Source organism: Brevundimonas bullata, from assembly GCF_003350205.1.
Lineage (GTDB): Bacteria > Pseudomonadota > Alphaproteobacteria > Caulobacterales > Caulobacteraceae > Brevundimonas > Brevundimonas bullata.
Genome location: NZ_QLLC01000047.1, coordinates 1 through 17,224, shown reverse-complemented (window position 1 = coordinate 17,224; position 17,224 = coordinate 1). Strand labels below are relative to the sequence as shown.

28 protein-coding genes are annotated in these 17,224 nt (G+C 64.3%); 26 read left to right on the top strand and 2 right to left on the bottom strand.

The window, feature by feature from the left end; all coding sequences use genetic code 11:
- Positions 1 to 111 precede the first annotated feature (111 nt).
- Complete coding sequence (locus tag DXK21_RS16700) at positions 112 to 276, bottom strand: hypothetical protein (RefSeq protein ID WP_170136973.1); 165 nt, start codon at positions 274 to 276, stop codon at positions 112 to 114.
- 152 nt (positions 277 to 428) lie between these two features.
- Here DXK21_RS16700 and DXK21_RS15245 point away from each other — a divergent pair, with 152 nt between their 5' ends.
- The 3 genes from DXK21_RS15245 (at position 429) to DXK21_RS15235 (ending at position 3,495) form a co-directional block, all read left to right on the top strand.
- A complete protein-coding gene (locus DXK21_RS15245) occupies positions 429 to 1,571 on the top strand; it encodes a GNAT family N-acetyltransferase (protein ID WP_114818621.1) in 1,143 nt (380 codons plus the stop codon).
- Positions 1,572 to 1,585: 14 nt separating this feature from the next.
- A complete protein-coding gene (locus tag DXK21_RS15240; RefSeq protein ID WP_114818622.1) occupies positions 1,586 to 2,494 on the top strand; it encodes a cupin-like domain-containing protein in 909 nt (302 codons plus the stop codon).
- A 104-nt stretch (positions 2,495 to 2,598) separates the two neighbouring features.
- Positions 2,599 to 3,495, top strand: coding sequence for a GIN domain-containing protein (locus tag DXK21_RS15235; RefSeq protein WP_114818620.1), 897 nt, complete (start codon positions 2,599 to 2,601; stop codon positions 3,493 to 3,495).
- 154 nt (positions 3,496 to 3,649) lie between these two features.
- Here the strand turns inward: DXK21_RS15235 and DXK21_RS15230 are convergent, their stop codons facing one another.
- On the bottom strand, positions 3,650 to 4,408 hold the full coding sequence (locus DXK21_RS15230) for an outer membrane protein (RefSeq protein WP_114818619.1): 759 nt from the start codon (positions 4,406 to 4,408) through the stop codon (positions 3,650 to 3,652).
- 586 nt (positions 4,409 to 4,994) lie between these two features.
- Here DXK21_RS15230 and rpsJ point away from each other — a divergent pair.
- The 23 genes from rpsJ (at position 4,995) to DXK21_RS15115 (ending at position 16,738) form a co-directional block, all read left to right on the top strand.
- A complete protein-coding gene (rpsJ, locus tag DXK21_RS15225; RefSeq protein WP_105563630.1) occupies positions 4,995 to 5,300 on the top strand; it encodes a 30S ribosomal protein S10 in 306 nt (101 codons plus the stop codon).
- 23 nt (positions 5,301 to 5,323) lie between these two features.
- Complete coding sequence (rplC, locus tag DXK21_RS15220; protein ID WP_114818618.1) at positions 5,324 to 6,070, top strand: 50S ribosomal protein L3; 747 nt, start codon at positions 5,324 to 5,326, stop codon at positions 6,068 to 6,070.
- Positions 6,070 to 6,708, top strand: a complete 639-nt coding sequence (rplD, locus tag DXK21_RS15215; RefSeq protein ID WP_114818617.1) for a 50S ribosomal protein L4 — start codon at positions 6,070 to 6,072, stop codon at positions 6,706 to 6,708. The genes rplC and rplD overlap by 1 nt, the downstream gene beginning before the upstream one ends.
- Positions 6,708 to 7,013 carry a 50S ribosomal protein L23 gene (locus DXK21_RS15210; RefSeq protein ID WP_105563633.1) on the top strand — a complete coding sequence of 102 codons (306 nt, stop codon included), beginning with the start codon at positions 6,708 to 6,710 and terminating at the stop codon, positions 7,011 to 7,013. The genes rplD and DXK21_RS15210 overlap by 1 nt, the downstream gene beginning before the upstream one ends.
- Before the next feature lie 4 nt (positions 7,014 to 7,017).
- Positions 7,018 to 7,854, top strand: a complete 837-nt coding sequence (gene rplB / locus DXK21_RS15205; RefSeq protein ID WP_114818616.1) for a 50S ribosomal protein L2 — start codon at positions 7,018 to 7,020, stop codon at positions 7,852 to 7,854.
- A 2-nt stretch (positions 7,855 to 7,856) separates the two neighbouring features.
- Positions 7,857 to 8,135, top strand: coding sequence for a 30S ribosomal protein S19 (gene rpsS, locus DXK21_RS15200; protein WP_105563635.1), 279 nt, complete (start codon positions 7,857 to 7,859; stop codon positions 8,133 to 8,135).
- Positions 8,136 to 8,138: 3 nt separating this feature from the next.
- Entirely contained in the window at positions 8,139 to 8,519 is a 381-nt protein-coding gene (gene rplV / locus DXK21_RS15195) for a 50S ribosomal protein L22 (RefSeq protein WP_105563636.1), read from the top strand.
- A complete protein-coding gene (gene rpsC, locus DXK21_RS15190) occupies positions 8,519 to 9,262 on the top strand; it encodes a 30S ribosomal protein S3 (RefSeq protein ID WP_114818615.1) in 744 nt (247 codons plus the stop codon). Before rplV ends, rpsC begins: the two co-directional genes overlap by 1 nt.
- A gap of 6 nt (positions 9,263 to 9,268) precedes the next feature.
- Positions 9,269 to 9,709 carry a 50S ribosomal protein L16 gene (rplP, locus tag DXK21_RS15185; RefSeq protein WP_105563638.1) on the top strand — a complete coding sequence of 147 codons (441 nt, stop codon included), beginning with the start codon at positions 9,269 to 9,271 and terminating at the stop codon, positions 9,707 to 9,709.
- Positions 9,706 to 9,903: a 50S ribosomal protein L29 gene (gene rpmC / locus DXK21_RS15180; protein ID WP_105563639.1), complete on the top strand. Its 198-nt coding sequence runs from the start codon at positions 9,706 to 9,708 to the stop codon at positions 9,901 to 9,903. Before rplP ends, rpmC begins: the two co-directional genes overlap by 4 nt.
- A 10-nt stretch (positions 9,904 to 9,913) precedes the next feature.
- Complete coding sequence (rpsQ, locus tag DXK21_RS15175; RefSeq protein ID WP_105563640.1) at positions 9,914 to 10,156, top strand: 30S ribosomal protein S17; 243 nt, start codon at positions 9,914 to 9,916, stop codon at positions 10,154 to 10,156.
- Positions 10,157 to 10,174: 18 nt separating this feature from the next.
- Positions 10,175 to 10,543, top strand: a complete 369-nt coding sequence (gene rplN, locus DXK21_RS15170; RefSeq protein ID WP_021698481.1) for a 50S ribosomal protein L14 — start codon at positions 10,175 to 10,177, stop codon at positions 10,541 to 10,543.
- 1 nt (position 10,544) lies between these two features.
- Positions 10,545 to 10,853, top strand: a complete 309-nt coding sequence (gene rplX / locus DXK21_RS15165; protein WP_114818614.1) for a 50S ribosomal protein L24 — start codon at positions 10,545 to 10,547, stop codon at positions 10,851 to 10,853.
- Entirely contained in the window at positions 10,853 to 11,413 is a 561-nt protein-coding gene (rplE, locus tag DXK21_RS15160) for a 50S ribosomal protein L5 (protein WP_114818613.1), read from the top strand. The genes rplX and rplE overlap by 1 nt, the downstream gene beginning before the upstream one ends.
- A 19-nt stretch (positions 11,414 to 11,432) precedes the next feature.
- Positions 11,433 to 11,738 carry a 30S ribosomal protein S14 gene (gene rpsN, locus DXK21_RS15155; protein ID WP_105563643.1) on the top strand — a complete coding sequence of 102 codons (306 nt, stop codon included), beginning with the start codon at positions 11,433 to 11,435 and terminating at the stop codon, positions 11,736 to 11,738.
- Between the two features lie 15 nt (positions 11,739 to 11,753).
- Positions 11,754 to 12,152: a 30S ribosomal protein S8 gene (gene rpsH / locus DXK21_RS15150; protein ID WP_114818612.1), complete on the top strand. Its 399-nt coding sequence runs from the start codon at positions 11,754 to 11,756 to the stop codon at positions 12,150 to 12,152.
- A gap of 1 nt (position 12,153) precedes the next feature.
- Entirely contained in the window at positions 12,154 to 12,687 is a 534-nt protein-coding gene (gene rplF / locus DXK21_RS15145) for a 50S ribosomal protein L6 (RefSeq protein WP_114818611.1), read from the top strand.
- A gap of 3 nt (positions 12,688 to 12,690) precedes the next feature.
- Positions 12,691 to 13,047, top strand: coding sequence for a 50S ribosomal protein L18 (gene rplR, locus DXK21_RS15140; protein WP_114818610.1), 357 nt, complete (start codon positions 12,691 to 12,693; stop codon positions 13,045 to 13,047).
- 13 nt (positions 13,048 to 13,060) lie between these two features.
- Positions 13,061 to 13,666 carry a 30S ribosomal protein S5 gene (rpsE, locus tag DXK21_RS15135; RefSeq protein ID WP_105563647.1) on the top strand — a complete coding sequence of 202 codons (606 nt, stop codon included), beginning with the start codon at positions 13,061 to 13,063 and terminating at the stop codon, positions 13,664 to 13,666.
- 5 nt (positions 13,667 to 13,671) lie between these two features.
- Complete coding sequence (gene rpmD, locus DXK21_RS15130) at positions 13,672 to 13,866, top strand: 50S ribosomal protein L30 (RefSeq protein WP_114818609.1); 195 nt, start codon at positions 13,672 to 13,674, stop codon at positions 13,864 to 13,866.
- 166 nt (positions 13,867 to 14,032) lie between these two features.
- Complete coding sequence (gene rplO / locus DXK21_RS15125) at positions 14,033 to 14,626, top strand: 50S ribosomal protein L15 (RefSeq protein ID WP_114818608.1); 594 nt, start codon at positions 14,033 to 14,035, stop codon at positions 14,624 to 14,626.
- A gap of 147 nt (positions 14,627 to 14,773) precedes the next feature.
- A complete protein-coding gene (gene secY, locus DXK21_RS15120) occupies positions 14,774 to 16,153 on the top strand; it encodes a preprotein translocase subunit SecY (protein WP_114818607.1) in 1,380 nt (459 codons plus the stop codon).
- 24 nt (positions 16,154 to 16,177) lie between these two features.
- Complete coding sequence (locus tag DXK21_RS15115; RefSeq protein ID WP_114818606.1) at positions 16,178 to 16,738, top strand: adenylate kinase; 561 nt, start codon at positions 16,178 to 16,180, stop codon at positions 16,736 to 16,738.
- The last annotated feature ends 486 nt before the right edge of the window (positions 16,739 to 17,224 follow it).

Genomic DNA, 17,224 nt, shown 5'->3' with positions numbered 1-17,224 from the left:
TACCGGCCGCTCCTCGGAGCAGCCGCAGTAAAGCGTAACAGAACGGCCCCCGGAGAAATCCGGGGGCCGTTTTGCCGTTCGGGCTCGGCGTCGCGCCGGGCGGGTCAGGGTCTAGGGGTTCGGCCGGCCGGTGGCGGGATCCGTTGCGGTCTGACCAGAGTTGCTGGACCCCTTGGCGCCGTCAGGTTCGGTGGCGGGGCGCGGCGGCTGGCCGGGGCGATCCGGCTTCTGATTTTCGTTTTCGATCTCGCGATCATCGGGGCGGGGGTCAGGCATGGCGTTTCCCTTGTTGAGACAGGAGAACGCCTGGAACGGCGCCAGGTTCGCAGGACTGAGCCCGCGGGCTTTAAACCCTGTCTAAACGGGCCTGATCTAGAACAGGGAAGCGGAATGAAACTTGCTGGCTGTTCCGCTGGAAGGGGAGGCTCATGCCTGGCGTTTTGACTGTCAAAATCCGCAGCCTGGAAAGCCTGACGGCCGCAGAGTGCGCGCAGTGGAATGCCTGGGCCGCCGCCGATCCTGATCTGGCCAGCCCCTATTTCCGCGTCGAGTTCTCGCAGATCGCCGCGCGGATCAGCCCGGACTGCGCGCTGGCTGTCTTCCATCGTGACGGGGCGGTCGTAGGCTATTTCCCACACCAGAAGCGCGGCGGGACGATCCTGCCGATCGCTGCGCCGATGAATGACTATCATGGCGTGATCGGGCCCAGGGCGGTCCGCCCGTCACTGGCGGAGACCGCGCGTCTGCTGGACGGGCCGCGGTTCAGCGTCAACGGCTGGGTGGGGGAGGCGACCGGGGCGTCGATCAGCGAGAGTTTCCGCACCACGATCCCGGATGAAGGCGGCTATGACGCCTGGTACGTCGCGCGCCGACAGGCCTTCAGCAAATACTTCAAGGACAAGGAGCGGGCGCGTCGCAGCATGGCCGTTGAGTTCGGCCCGGTCGAGGTGCAGATCGGCCTGCGCGACCACGCCCTTCTGGATGACCTGATCGAACGCAAGCGGGAACAGTATCGGCGCACAGGCCGACATGACGTCTTCGCGTGCGGCTGGACGCGGGCGCTGCTTCACGCCCTGATGGCGCACGAGCAGGCCGATTTCGGCGCCTCGCTCGCCGTGCTTCGGGCGGGGGGAAACATCGCCGCGATGGAATATTCCCTGCACGCCGGTCAGAGGTTCCATTTCTGGTTCCCGGTCTATGTCCCGGCGCTGGCGCGGTGCTCGCCGGGCATCATGCTGAGCATGGAGACGATCCGTCTGGGCTCGGAGCTCGGCTATCGCGACTTCGACTACGGTTTCGGCGGCGAGGCCTACAAGCGCTACTTCTGTGATCGGGTTCAGCCCGTGGCTGAGGCGGTCATCCTGAAGCCGGGTCTATCGGCGGTGCTGGGCGGGGCCGGGGCTTCGGTGCTGAGCTTGGCCGGCGGGCGGGGGCTGACCGATAGCGTTCGGCGGCGCTGGAACGTCATCGAGGCCTGTGAGACCACTCGGGCCGGGCGGTTGAAGGGGGCGGCGCTGGCCGCGCGCACGGCCCTGTCCAAGGCCGCCAGCCGCGCGACGGCGGCGTCGTAATGAAGGAGATGTCCATGTCCGAGCGTGGCACGCGCTACCCCGGCCCGATCGCGAGGGCGGGGGTCCACCCGCACAGCCTGATCGCCCAGGGCTTCGCCGAGGACGCGGCCCTGGCGGCGCTGCTGGACCGCTATCCGGCGGAGCTGTTCGACATCAACCTGTACGACTACGACGACGAGGGGCAGGTTTCGCTGCGCACCGGGGCGCGCGGGCGTCTGGACGGAGGTCAGTTGCTGGAGGCGATCCAGCAGGGGCGGCTGTGGGTCAATCTGCGCAACGTCGAGACGGGCTGGCCCGAGCTGTGGGCGGCGGCGATGGCCGAGTTCCGTCAGGTCGAGGCCGCCTATCCGGGGCTGAAGGCGGTCAAGAACGGCGGGCAGTTGATCCTGTCGTCGCCCAAGGCGCGGGTGCCCTATCACTTCGATGCGGCGGGGGTGGTGCTGTTCCACCTGCGCGGGCGCAAGCGGATCTTCGTCTATCCGGGCGACGAGGCGCACCTGGCGGAACGCGACATGGAGCAGGTGGTCTCGCGGCAGACGACGGAAGAACTTCCCTACAGGTTGGCGTTCGAGGGCGACGCTCAGATCATCGATCTGGAGCCGGGCCAGGCCTTGACCTGGCCGCTGTATGCGCCGCACCGGGTGGAGAATCTGGATCGGTTCTGCGTCTCCCTGTCGATGGACTTTCAGACCTGGCCGTCACGGCTGCGCAACGGGGCCCTCTACACCAACGCCGTGCTGCGCAGCCGGGGCGGGGCGCCGCGGCCGACCGACACGATGGGGCAGGGCGAGCTGACGTTGCGCTGGGCGGCGTCCCTGGGCCTGAAGCGCATGGGCGCCCTGAAGAACAGGATCGCGCATTTTGAACGCCAGTTCGAACCTGAGGTCGGCGTGACCGACGGGGCGGGGACGCTGAAGGTCTGAGTTGGGGAAGGCGCTTTCTTACAACGACTTCATGACCTCGATTTAAAATGACTTGAAGCGCGGCGGCGGCCACCTTGATCCCACATCAGGAGAGGGCCACCGCCATGAAGATCGCCGTTTACGCCGCCGCCTCAGCCGCCGTTCTGGCCGCATTCGCCGCCGCCCAGCCCGCTGCGGCCCAGGAAGCCGAGATTCGCAATGCGGTCGCCCGCGTCATCGTCATTCCCGAGGACCGCACCGACATCGCCGTCGAGATCACGCCGGGCTCGGCCGATCTGCCGCAACTGACGGTCGAGCGTCGCGGAGACAAGGTGCGCATCGACGGCGGTCTGGGCCGCCGCCGCAGCGTCATGCAGTTCAGCAACGACAGCATCCGCAGCTGCAACAGCGGCCCCGCCAACGGTCGTCAGCCGGGAGACGGGGCGACGGTCGAGCTGCGCGGAAAGGGCCGCATTCGTCTGGAGGACGCGCCGCTGGTGGTGCTGCGCACGCCGCGCACGGTGGATGTCAACTCGGGCAGCGGCGTCTATGGCGCGGTCGGACGCGGCGCGCGGTCGGTGGAACTGGGCGCCGGGGGCTGCGGCGCCTGGACCGTGGCCAATGTCGATGGGCGGCTGGAAATCGGCCTCGGCGGGTCGGGGACGGTGAGGGCCGGGACGTCGCGCTCGCTTGAGGCCTCGGTCGGCGGATCGGGTTCGATCTTCGCCGGGGCGACCGGCGATCTGGAAGCCAATGTCGGCGGCTCGGGCAGCATCGTCGTGGCCAGTGTGAACGGGCCGGCGGATGTGTCGATCGGCGGCTCCGGGGATGTGTCGATCCGGGGCGGTCGCGCAACCTCGCTGGAAGTCGCGGTGGCCGGTTCGGGCAATGTCAGCTTTGACGGCACGGCGGCCAGTCTTGAAGCCTCTATCGCCGGATCGGGTGATGTGCGCGTCGCCGAGGTGACGGGGCCGGTGTCGCGCTCGGTCGTGGGTTCGGGCGAGGTGCATATCGGACGCTGATCCGACAGCCTCGCCACGAGAGAAGGCCCGGGAGCGTGGAACCCCCCGGGCCTTTTTCACGCCTGTACCGCAATGGAACAGCAGACAGGAAAAAGCCCCGGCGGATGGCTCCGCCGGGGCTCTATCATCTCAGCCCTTAAGGGCTGCTAAGGCCTTAGTTGCCCAGCAGAGCCGAGACAGCGTTGTAGCTGCGGCTCAGGTTGGCGCCGGCTTGGTCGCGGGCTTGCAGACCGCCGCCGAAGCTGTAGCGCATGCCGATCTTGAACACGTTGGCGTCGACGTCCAGGTCCGACGACTTGACGTAGTCGTAGCCGCCAAACACCGAGTAGGGCGAGTTGGCGAACTGGTACTCAGCGCCCACGCCAGCCGACCAGGCTTCGATGTCGTCAGCGCCGATGAAGAAGCTGTCAGCGTCAACGCTCGAATAGGCCGCGCCAACGTTCAGGCGCAGTTGCGAGGTGGCGTAGAAGGCTGCGTCGCCGGCCACGGTCCACATGTCGGCGTCAGCAGCCGTGCCGTACTCGACGACGCCGGTCAGGGTGGCGCGGTCTAGGTACTTCTGACCTTCCAGACCGAAGTTGGTCATGGTGGTGTTGCCGAATTCCGAAGCGCCGACGAAGCCGCCGAAGCGCATGTCTTCGATCTTCTTCGACAGGTGCACGGCGCCGGCCAGGGTGGTTTCGTCGTCTTGGCCTTCGATGTCGGTGTAAGCGCCTTCAGCGTTGAAGGTCACGGTCCAGTCGCCGAAGACGGGCGAAGCGACGACGCCGTCGATGACGCCGCGGTTGACGTCGATGCCTTCGATGTCGGCGTAGTTATAGGCGACGCCGACCGAGCCGACAGCGTCTTGAGCGAAGGCCGGAGCGGCGATCAGGGTCGCGGCGGCGACGGAGGCGAGGAAGACGGTTTTCATTATGATTATCCTTTTTGTCGTACCGCCGGGTTCGCACCACAGCGGAGACGGCCAGATAGGCCCCGTTTCGTCGCTTTGCTGTAACGAACTTGTCATGTTTCAGCGGTTTGGGACCGATGTTGCCTAAGTGTGACGCATTGCGGCATGTTTGCGTCACCACCTGGCGCGGGAATGCGGCAGACCCTTAACGCGGCGGTCATGTGGCCAAGCTTTGGCCCCAGGCGTTAAGGCGCGCGTTCGATCCGACGCGCCTGAGCGCATATATAGAGTGGCCAGGCGGAGCGAAGGCGATGAGTCGCAAACGCCCGCCACGTCTCGGTTTCCGCGCTTGACGAAAATGGAATCGGCGGGCATAAGCACGCTTCTTGTTGGACCGGCTGTGCACTTTCGGGTGCAGACGCGGTTCGCAGGGACGACCTAAGTTACTGTTCTTTGCAGCATTCTTGGGACTTCAATGGCCTTCGCGGGTATCTGCGTGGGCCAATCGTTTTTGCGGATTTGCGTTCCTTGGGGCTCTGCCCGAGGCTTCGGTCTTTGAAATGGTTCACAGGGACGCGGTTCCGACCGCTTGGGAATAACAACCGATATGGATCAAAGCATCCGCATCAGGCTCAAGGCCTTCGATCATCGCGTCCTCGACTTTTCGACGCGCGAGATCGTCAATACCGCCAAGCGCACCGGGGCGACCGTTCGTGGTCCGATCCCGCTGCCGACCCTGATCGAAAAGTTCACCGTGAACCGCTCGCCGCACGTCGATAAGAAGTCGCGCGAGCAGTTTGAAATCCGCACGCACAAACGCGTGCTCGACATCATCGACCCCACCCCGCAGACCGTGGACGCGCTCATGAAGCTCGACCTGTCCGCTGGCGTGGACGTCGAGATCAAGATTTAAGAAAGAAAGAGGCGGGATCCGACATGCGTACGGGCGTGATCGCCAAGAAACTGGGAATGACGCGCGTCTTCGCTGAAGACGGCGCACATATTCCGGTCACGGTTCTGCAGCTTGATGGCTGTCAGGTCGTGGGTCAGCGCACTCAAGAGCGGGACGGCTACGTCGCCCTGCAACTGGGCGCCGGAACCAAGAAGGCAAAAAACACCAACAAGGCTCAGCGCGAAGTTTTCGCCAAGGCCGAGGTTGAACCTAAGCACTATGTGACCGAATTCCGCGTTGACGCGGAAGGTCTGCTGGACGTGGGCGCCGAACTGTCGGCCGAACACTTTTTGGTGGGTCAAAAGGTCGACATCCAGGGCGAGACCATCGGTAAGGGCTTCGCCGGCGCCATGAAGCGCTGGAACTTCGGCGGTCTTCGCGCCTCGCACGGCGTGTCGGTGTCTCACCGTTCGCACGGTTCGACCGGCCAACGCCAAGATCCCGGCAAGACCTTCAAGGGCAAGAAGATGGCTGGCCATTACGGTCAGGAAGTCGTCACCCAGCAGAACCTGACCGTCGTCCGCGTGGACGCCGAGCGTGGCCTGATCCTGATCAAGGGCGCTGTCCCGGGTCACGACGGCAGCTACGTCAAGGTTCGCGACGCCGTTAAGAAGGCTCGCCCGGCTGACGCTCCCTTCCCGGGCGCCGTCAAGTCGGCCAAGGCTGCTCAACCCGCCTCGACCCCGGCTGAAACGCCGGCCGTTGAAGCGACCGAAGGCGGTGAAGCGTAATGAAACTCTCTGTCATCAAGCTCGACGGCAAGGTTGCCGGCGACGTGGAGCTGTCGGATGCCGTTTTCGGCATCTCCGACATCCGCGGCGACCTGCTGGCCCGTTACGTCAACTGGCAACTGGCCAAGCGCCGCGCTGGTACGCACAAGGTTCAGACCCGCAACGAGAACTCTCGTACGGGTAAGAAGATGTACAAGCAGAAGGGCACCGGCGGCGCTCGTCACGGTTCGCGCCGTGCTCCGCAGTTCGTCGGCGGTTCGCGCGCTTTTGGCCCGGTCGTTCGCGACCACGGCTACTCGCTGCCCAAAAAGGTCCGCGCCCTGGCTCTGCGTCATGCGCTGAGCTCGAAGCTGAAGGCTGGCGATCTGATCGTCGTCGACAGCGTGTCGGTCAAGGAAGCCAAGACGGCCTCGCTGCGCGAGACCTTCGGCAAACTCGGCTGGACCAAGGCTCTGATCATCGCTGGACCGGAAGTCGAAACCAACTTCGGCCTGGCTGCTCGCAACATCCCGAACATCGACGTGCTGCCGAACGCCGGCCTGAACGTCTATGACATCCTTCGGGCTGACAAACTGGTGCTGACCAAGGCCGCCGTTGAGGCGATCGAGGCGCGCTTCGCTGAGAAGGAAGCCGCATAATGGCCGCCGCTCAACCCACCGCCAAACACTACGACACCATCCTGGCTCCGATCATCACGGAAAAAGCCACGATCCTGTCGGAGCAGAACAAGGTTGTGTTCCGCGTCGCCGGTACGGCGACCAAGGACGAGATCGCTGCTGCGGTCGAAAGCCTGTTCAAAGTCAACGTCCTCAAGGTCAACACCCTGGTTCAAAAGGGCAAGACCAAGCGCTTCCGGGGCATCCTGGGCCGTCGCGTGGACATCAAAAAAGCAATCGTGACGCTGGCCGATGGTCAGTCGATCGACGTGACGACGGGGCTCTAATCAGATGGCTCTGAAGCATTACAATCCGACGTCGCCGGGCCGCCGCGCCCTGGTGCTGGTCGACCGGTCCGAGCTCCACAAGGGCCGTCCCGAGAAGTCGCTGACCGAAGGCCTGACGAAGTCCGGCGGTCGTGGCGCAGGTGGTCGTATCGCTGTCCGCTTCCGCGGCGGCGGCGCGAAGACCCTGTACCGCAAGATCGACTTCAAGCGTCGCAAGTTCGACGCCATCGGTACGGTCGAGCGTCTGGAATATGACCCGAACCGCACGGCCTTCATCGCTCTGGTGACTTACGCCGACGGCGAGAAGACCTACATCATCGCGCCGCAACGCCTTAAGGCCGGCGACACGGTGATCTCGGGCGAAAAGACCGACGTGAAGCCGGGCAACGCCATGCCGCTCCGTTCGATGCCGGTGGGTACGATCATCCACAACATCGAAATGAAGCCGGGCAAGGGCGCTCAGCTGGCCCGTTCGGCCGGCGCCTATGCTCAGCTGGTCGGCCGCGATCAGGGCTACGCCCAGATCCGCCTCGGCTCGGGCGAGCTGCGCATGGTTCTGGACGGCTGCATGGCCACGGTGGGCGCGGTTTCGAACCCCGACCACATGAACCAGAACCTCGGCAAGGCCGGTCGCGTTCGTCACATGGGCTGGCGTCCGCACGTTCGCGGCGTCGCCATGAACCCGATCGACCACCCGCATGGTGGTGGTGAAGGCCGGACCTCTGGTGGTCGTACCCCGGTTACGCCGTGGGGCAAGGACACCAAGGGCACCCGCACCCGCAAGAACAAGGCTACGGACAAGTACATCATCCGTACCCGCCACGTTAAGAAGGCTCGCTAAGAATGGCCCGCTCCTCCTGGAAAGGCCCGTTTGTCGACGGGTATCTGCTCAAGAAGGCCGACGCCGTTCAAACGTCGGGCCGCAAGGATGTGATCAAGACCTGGTCGCGTCGTTCCACCATCCTGCCGCAGTTTGTCGGTCTGACCTTCGGCGTCCACAACGGCCAAAAGCACGTGCCGGTGATGGTCAACGAAGACATGGTCGGCATGAAGTTTGGCGAGTTCGCCCCGACCCGGTCGTTCCCGGGTCACGCGGCGGACAAGAAGGCCAAAAGGAAGTAACTGATGGCCAAGTCCAACAACCCCCGCCGCGTCGGCGCCACCGAGGCTCGCGCCAAGCTGGTCAACGTTCGCATCAGCCCTCAAAAGCTGAACCTGGTCGCCGCTTCGATCCGCGGTCTGCCGGTTCAGAAGGCGCTGAACGAGCTTGAATTCAGCCGCAAGCGCATCGCCACCGACGTCCGCAAGGTTCTGTATTCGGCCGTTTCGAACGCCGAAAACAACCACAACCTCGACATCGACAACCTGGTCGTCGCCGAGGCCTTCGTGGGCAAGAACCTGGTGATGAAGCGCTTCGCGAGCCGCGCTCGTGGTCGCTCTTCGCGCATCCTGAAACCGTTCAGCGAGATCACGATCGTGGTCCGTGAAGCCGGCGAGGCCGCCTGATGGGACAGAAAATCAATCCGGTCGGTCTGCGCCTCGGCGTAAACCGCACGTGGGACAGCCGCTGGTTCGCCGGCGGCGCCGACTACGCCCGCCTGCTGCACCAGGACCTGAAGCTGCGCACGTGGCTGAAGGAACGCCTGCTCGCCGCCGGCGTCTCGCGCATCATCATCGAGCGTCCGCACAAGAAGTGCCGCGTGACGATCTATGCCGCCCGTCCGGGCGTCGTGATCGGCAAAAAGGGCGCTGACATCGAGAAGCTCCGCAAGGACATCTCGGCTCGCACCGAAGGCGAAGTTCACCTGAACATCGTCGAAGTCCGCAAGCCGGAAACCGACGCGCAGCTGATCGCTGAAAACATCGCGCAACAGCTGGAGCGCCGTATCGCGTTCCGTCGCGCCATGAAGCGTTCGATGCAGTCGGCGATGCGTCTGGGCGCCAAGGGCGTTCGGATCAACGTCGCCGGTCGTCTGGGCGGTGCAGAAATCGCTCGTATGGAATGGTATCGCGAAGGTCGCGTGCCGCTTCACACCCTGCGCGCCGACATCGACTATGGCTTCTATGAAGCCAAGACGACCTACGGCATCATTGGCGTTAAGGTCTGGGTCTTCAAGGGTGAAGTGCTCGAGCACGATCCCATGGCTCAGGACAAGCGTTGGGCCCTGGAAGCCTCGGGTCCGTCGTCCAACGAAGGCCGTGGCGGCCCCCGCGGTGACCGCGGTCCGCGCCGTGGTCGTGAGGGCTGATAGGTCATGTTGCAACCTAAAAAGACCAAGTACCGCAAGGCCTTCAAGGGCCGCATCCATGGCTCGGCCAAGGGTGGTTTCTCGCTGAACTTCGGCTCCTACGGCCTGAAGACGGTGGAACCCGAGCGCATCACCGCGCGTCAGATCGAAGCGGCTCGCCGCGCGATCACGCGTCAGATGAAGCGTCAGGGCCGCGTCTGGATCCGGGTCTTCCCGGATCTGCCCGTCACGGGCAAGCCGGCTGAAGTCCGGATGGGTAAGGGCAAGGGCGCCGTGGACCATTGGGCCGCACGCTGCCACCCGGGCCGCATCCTGTTCGAAATCGACGGCGTGCCGGACGATGTGGCTCGCGAAGCCCTGCGCCTCGGCGCGGCCAAGCTGCCGGTCCGCACCAAGGTGGTCACTCGCCTTGACGCCGGCATCGCTCATCTTGAGGAAGCGGCATGACCAAGATCGCCGATCTTCGGGGTCAAACCCCCGACCAACTGGCCGACGAGCTGCTGAAGCTCAAGAAGGAACAGTTCAACCTGCGCTTCCAGGCCGCTACCGGTCAGATGGAAAAGACTCACCGCGTTGGTGAAGTCCGCAAAGATATCGCTCGCATCTCCACGCTTCTGCGTGAGAAGCGCGCAGCGGTTTAAGGAAACACCTATGCCCAAACGTATTCTTGAAGGCGTGGTCGTGTCCGACAAGGGCGACAAGACGGTCGTTGTGAAGGTCGAGCGCACCCTGCTGCACCCGGTCCTGAAAAAGATCGTTCGTCTGTCCAAAAAGTACCACGCTCACGATGAGGGCAATGCTCTCAAAGTCGGCGACGTCGCACGCATCGTCGAGTGCGCCCCCAAGTCCAAGCTGAAGCGTTGGGAAGTCGTTTCCCCCGCCTCGGCTTCCTAAAGAAAAGGATCGGATCCTATGATCCAGATGCAAACTAACCTGGAGGTCGCCGATAATTCGGGCGCTCGCCGGGTCATGTGCATCAAGGTGTTGGGCGGCTCCAAGCGCCGCTACGCCTCGGTGGGCGACACTATTGTCGCCTCGGTGAAGGAAGCTATTCCTCGCGGCCGCGTGAAGAAGGGCGACGTTGTTCGCGCTATCGTCGTGCGCACCGCCAAGGACATCCAGCGCAAGGACGGCTCGGTCATTCGTTTTGACAAGTCGGCCGCCGTCATCGTCAACAAGCAAAACGAGCCGGTCGGCACGCGGATCTTTGGCCCTGTTCCTCGTGAACTGCGCGCCAAGAACCACATGAAGATCATCTCGCTGGCTCCGGAGGTCCTGTAATATGGCCGCCAAGATCAAGAAGGGCGACAAAGTCGTCGTCCTGGCCGGCAAGGACAAGGGACGCACCGGCCAGGTGCTGAAGGTTCTGCCGACCGAAAACCGCGTCGTCGTGCAAGGCGTCAACATGGTTCAGCGCCACACGCGCCCGAGCCAGGCTGACCCGCAAGGCGGCATCAAGCACAAAGAAGCCTCGCTTCACCTGTCGAACGTCGCTGTCGCCGACGCCAACGGCAAGGCGACCCGCGTCGGCTTCAAGGTCGAAGGCGACGCCAAGGTTCGCTTCGCCAAGACCACGGGAGACGTCATCTAATGGCTGACACCAAGTACACGCCGCGTCTCAAGACCGAATATCAGGACCGCATCCGCGCCGTCCTGAAAGAGCAGTTCGGTTACACCAACGAGATGCAGGTTCCCAAGCTGGACAAGATCGTCCTGAACATGGGTATCGGTGAAGCTGTCGCTGACTCCAAGAAGGCCAACACGGCCCTCAAGGACCTGACGGCCATCGCCGGCCAGAAGGCCGTGCCGACCAAGGCTCGTAACTCCATCGCCGGCTTCAAGCTGCGTGAAGGCATGGTCATCGGCGGCAAGGTTACGCTGCGCGGCGCCCAGATGTACGAGTTCCTGGACCGGTTCATCACGATCGCGCTGCCGCGCGTGAAGGATTTCCGCGGCCTGAAGGGTACCTCGTTCGACGGTCGCGGCAACTACGCCACGGGTCTGAAGGAGCACATCGTGTTCCCGGAGATCAACTACGACCAGATCGACCAGATGTGGGGCATGGACATCGTTGTCTGCACCACGGCCAAGACCGATGCGGAAGCCAAGGCTCTCCTCACCGAGTTCAAGTTCCCGTTCGTGAAGAACTGAGCGGGAAGGGAAGAGAACAATGGCTAAGAAAAGCGCCGTAAACCGTAACGAAGCCGTCAAGGCTCTGGTTGCGAAGTATGCCGCAAAGCGGGCTGCCCTCAAGGCGACCGCCAACGACGAGAGCCTGCCGCTGGAAGAGCGTTTCGACGCCCGTCTGAAGCTGGCTGAGCTGCCGCGCAACTCGGCCCCGTCGCGCATCCGCAACCGCTGCGAAGTGACGGGCCGTCCGCGGGCCTTCTACCGCAAGCTGAAGATGAGCCGGATCGCCATGCGCGAACTGGGCAACCTGGGGCAGATCCCCGGCCTGACCAAGTCGAGCTGGTAAGGGGAGCGAACAGATATGATGATCAACGATCCCCTGAGCGACATGATCGCTCGCATCAAGAACGCCGCGACCCGCAAGCGTTCCAAGGTGCTGACCCCGGCCTCGCGTCTGCGCCAGCGCGTCCTCGACGTGCTGCAGGACGAAGGCTACATCCGCGGCTATTCGCTGGTTCAAAACCCCGGCGAGTTCCCGCAGTTCGAGATCGAGCTGAAGTACTTCGACGGCCAGCCGGTGATCGCTGAGATCGCCCGCGTGTCGAAGCCTGGCCGCCGCGTTTACTCGGCCATCAACGATCTGAAGCCGATCAAGAACGGCCTCGGCATCTCGATCCTTTCGACTTCGAAAGGCGTCATGTCTGACGCCAACGCCCGCGACGCTAACGTCGGCGGCGAAGTCCTCTGCAGGGTCTACTGATATGTCCCGTATTGGCAAGAAAACCGTTGCTCTGCCGAAGGGCGTGACTGTCACGCTCAACGGTCAGACCGTCTCCGTGAAGGGTCCCAAGGGCGAGAGCTCCTGGACCGTCGCCGACGAAATCGAAGTCACCCAGGGCGAAGAGGGTCTGACCCTCGCGCCGCGTATGGACACGCCTCGCGCTCGCGCGATGTGGGGTCTGTCGCGCACCCTGGTCGACAACATGGTTGTTGGCGTCACCGAGGGCTTCGAAAAGACCCTGGAACTGGTCGGCGTGGGTTACCGCGCCGCCCTGAAGGGCCAATCGCTGTCGCTGCAACTCGGCTTCTCGCATGAAGTCGACATCGCGCCGCCGGCCGGCGTCACCTTCGTCGTGCCCAAGCAGACCGAGATCAAGATCCAGGGTTCTGACAAGCAAGTCGTTGGCGAAATCGCCGCCGTGATCCGCAAGCTGCGTCCGCCGGAGCCCTATAAGGGCAAGGGCGTGCGTTATTCGGGCGAGAAGGTCCGGCGCAAGGAAGGCAAGAAGAAGTAAGTCATGGCTCTTTCTCTGCAACAACAAGCCAAGCGCCGCGCCGAACGCAACCGTCGTCGCCTCAAGGCTGTCGCCAACGGTCGTCTGCGTCTGTCGGTCTTCCGTTCGGACAAGAACATCTCGGTTCAGATCATCGACGACGCCCAGGGCGTCACGGTGGCCGCTGCCTCGTCGCTGGAAGGCGGCAAGGGTTCCAAGGGTTCGAACGTCGCCGCTGCAGCCGCCATTGGCAAGCTGATCGCCGAACGCGCCATCGAGAAGGGCGTCAAGGACGTCGTCTTCGACCGCGGCGGCTACATCTATCACGGCCGCGTCAAGGCGCTGGCGGAGGCCGCGCGTGAAGCCGGCCTGAACTTCTAAGGGATCGGGAAGCATGGCTCGTGAACCCCAACGCGGACAAGGTGGTCAGAACCGCGACCGCCGCGACCGTAACGCTCCCGCTGTCGACGGTCCGGATTCGGACATCGTCGAAAAGCTGGTGCACATCAACCGCGTCGCCGCCACCGTTAAGGGCGGACGTCGTTTCTCGTTCGCAGCCCTGATGGTTGTTGGCGACGGCAAAGGCCGGGTCGGCTTCGGTCATGGCAAGGCGCGTGAAGTGCCGGAAGCCATCCGCAAGGCGACTGAAGAAGCCAAGAAGACCATGATCCGCGTGCCTCTTCGTGAGAACCGCACCCTGCACCACGACGGCAACGGCCGTTGGGGCGCCGGCAAGATCATGATGCGCGCTGCCCCTCCCGGCACGGGCGTCATCGCCGGCGGTCCGATGCGTGCGGTCCTCGAAACCCTCGGCGTCCAGGACGTCGTCGGCAAGTCGACCGGCTCGTCGAACCCGTACAACATGATCCGCGCGACCTTCGAAGCTCTGAAGGTTCAATCGTCGCCGCGTCAGGTTGCTGCAAAGCGTGGCAAGAAGGTCGCTGACCTGATGGGCCGCCGCAACGACGGCGCTTCGGCGCCTGAAGCAGTCGAGGGCTGATAGACATGGCGAAGAACGAAAAAGCCACCGTCACGGTTCGCCAGACGGCCAGCCCGATCCGCCGCAAGGCTGATCAGCGCGCCACTCTGTCGGGCCTGGGTCTGAACCGCATCGGCCGTGAGTCGACGCTGGAGGACACCCCCTCGGTCCGTGGGATGATCGCCAAGGTCGCCCACATGGTCGAAGTGGTCGAAAAATAAGCAGTTGCGCCCTTCCTCGCTCGCGGGGGAGGGCGTTTCTCTTTTGAAGAAGCATCTTGCGATGCTGCGTCGGGCCGCCTAGAAGCGGCCCTTCAATTTATCCAACGCCGAGTCAGGCGCGATCGCTCTGATCGACCTGGCGCTAGCACCCGAAAGGATCAGGCATATGAAACTGAACGAAATTCGCGACAACGAAGGCGCCCACAAGAAGCGCATGCGCGTCGGCCGCGGCCCGGGTTCGGGCAAGGGCAAGACCGCCGGTCGCGGCGTCAAGGGTCAGAAGTCGCGTTCGGGCGTCGCCATCGGCGGCTTCGAAGGCGGTCAAATGCCGCTGTACATGCGTATGCCCAAGCGCGGCTTCAACAACGCCAACGCTCTGAAGCTGGCCGAAGTGAACCTGTGGCGCGTGCAGGACGCTATCGACGCCGGCAAGCTGGACGCCAAGGCTGAGATCAACGGCGCCGCCCTGGTGGCCGCCGGCGTGATCCGTCGCGTGAAGGACGGCGTGCGCGTCCTGGGCGAAGGCGAACTGAAGGCCAAGCTGAACCTGGTCGTGTGGTCGGCCTCGGCCGGCGCCATCAAGGCCATCGAAGCCGCCGGCGGTTCGGTCGAGCAACAGCGCATCGCCGCTGAAGCCAAGGCCGCTGCTCGCGTCGCCAAGCGCGAAGCCGCCAAGGGCAAGGTCCCGCCGGCCAAGACCCCGCTGGGCGACGCCAACAAGATCTCGGCCCGCGCCAAGCGCGCCGCGGCCAAGGCCTAAATCGATATCGTCATCCCGTGCGAGCGCTGCTGATGCGGCGTTCGCCGGGATTGTCCGCACCGGGATGACGAAATTCATGAAAGCGGCCCTCGCAAGACGGCCGCTTTCCGCCTATCTGACGACGGGCATAGTCGTGGGGACCGCCTAATGGCTTCGGCCGCTGAACAACTCGCCGCCAATATGAACATGGGCTCGTTCGCGAAAGCGACCGAGCTGCACAAACGCCTGCTGTTCACGCTGGGCGCGCTGCTGGTCTATCGGATCGGCACCTATGTTCCGATTCCGGGCATTAATTCCGAGGCCTTCCTGGCCTTCTTCCAGAACCCTGATGGCCAGCGCGGCATCCTGGACATGTTCAACATGTTCTCGGGCGGCGCGGTCGAGCGTATGGCCGTCTTCGCGTTGAACGTGATGCCGTACATCTCGGCCTCGATCATCGTGCAGCTGATGGGTGCGGTGTATCCGCCCTGGGAGAAGCTGAAGAAGGAAGGCGGCGAAAGCGGCCGCAAGCAGCTGAACCAGTACACCCGTTACCTGACGGTGTTCCTGGCCCTGGCCCAGTCCTTCGGCATCGCCGCAGGCCTGAACGCACAGGCCGGTCTGATCGACCAGCCTGGAATCTTCTTCATCATTTCGACGGTCACGACCCTGACGGGCGGCACCATGTTCCTGATGTGGCTGGGTGAGCAGGTGACGGCGCGCGGCGTCGGCAACGGCATCTCGCTGATCATCTTCGCCGGCATCGTGGCGGTTCTGCCGTCCACCGTGGCCCGTTTGCTGGGCCTGGCCCAACAGGGTCAGATGTCGGTCTTCGCCCTGCTGTTCATCGCTGTCCTGGCTGTGGCGACCATCGTCTTCATCGTCTTCATGGAACGCGCCCAGCGCCGTCTTCTGATCCAGTATCCGAAGCGCCAGGAAGGCAACCGCATGACAGGCGGCGAACGGTCCTTCCTGCCGCTGAAGGTCAACACCGCCGGCGTCATTCCGGCGATCTTCGCCTCGTCGCTGCTGATGCTGCCGACGACGGTGGCCACCTTCACGGCTCAGGCCAACCTGCCCGAGTGGATGAGCTGGCTGCCGCTGGTGACGGCGCAGCTGACGCACGGCCAGCCGCTGTTCATGATCCTGTATGCGATCCTGATCGTCTTCTTCTGCTTCTTCTACACCTCGATCACCTTCAACCCCGAGGACACGGCCGAGAACCTGCGCAAGTACGGCGGCTTCCTGCCGGGCATTCGTCCGGGCAAGCGTACGGCCGAGTATCTGGACTATGTCCTGACGCGCCTGACGGTGATCGGCGCCGCCTACATCACCGCCGTCTGCCTGCTGCCCGAGTTCCTGGTCAGCAGCATGGGCAACAGCCTCTATTTTGGCGGTACGTCGATCCTGATCGTCGTGTCGGTGACGATGGACACGGTGGCCCAGATCCAGTCTCAACTGCTGGCGCACCAGTACGAAGGTCTGATCAAGAAGGCCAAGTTGCGTGGCCGTGGCGGTCGGGGCGGCAGCGCCCCCGCCCGTCGCTGATAATCGGGTAGGGGAGCCCGCAAGATGAATCTGATCCTGTTCGGGCCGCCCGCGGCCGGCAAGGGCACGCAAGCCAAGCGTCTGGTTGAAGAGCGGGGCATGATCCAGCTCTCGACCGGCGACATGCTTCGTGCCGCGATCGCCTCCGGCTCGGAGCTGGGCCTCAAGGTCAAGGACGTGCTGGCGCGCGGCGACCTCGTCACCGACGAGATCGTCATCGCCCTGATCGAAGACCGCCTGCCGGAGGCCGAGGCCGCCGGCGGCGCCATCTTCGACGGCTTCCCGCGCAATGTGGCCCAGGCCGAGGCTCTGGACGCCATGCTGGCCAAGCGCGGCGCCCAGATCGACCGCGTCGTCCGCCTCAAGGTCGACGACCAGGCCCTGACCGACCGGATCGCCAAGCGCTTCGCCGAACAGGGCCGTGCAGACGACAATCCCGAGACCTTCAAGGATCGTCTGACCGTCTATAATCGCCAGACCGCCCCGCTGCTTCCCTACTATGAAGCCCAGGGCAAGTTGACCGAGATCGACGGCATGGGCGACATCGCCACGGTCGCCGCCGCCATCGACGGCGCACTGGCCTAGGCTGTTCCTGATCTGAAGCGGAGGTTCGGGCGTTAGACGTCAGGGTATCCGCTTCAAGGGACGCAGATGAGCAGCCGATCGTCGCCTCGTAACGTCAAATTCGTCAGGGCGGGCGTGGCGGCGGGTGTCGGGGTGTTTCACCTGGCCCTGTTCGGACTGCTGGGGACTCTGCGGCCCGAGGCGCCGCCCATACTCTTGTCGCGGCCGGTCGAGGTAGAGCTCGTCCGGCCGTCGCCAATTCCGCCCCTGCCGGTCCCGCCGCCGCCCAAGCCTGCGCCTGTCGCTGGGGGCGGGGCGCCGGCGGCGCCCTCCCGCACTCATCTGCCACCCATGAAGAACGAGCGGCCGCCCGAGTTGTCGGCGCCGCCGAAGCCCGCGCCCGAGCCGCCCTTGGTCATCGGCGTCGCGCCCGAGGCCAGCCCTACGCCAGGGCAGGGGCAGGGCGGCGCAGGGACGGGATCGGGCACCGGGGTCGGGGCCGGATCC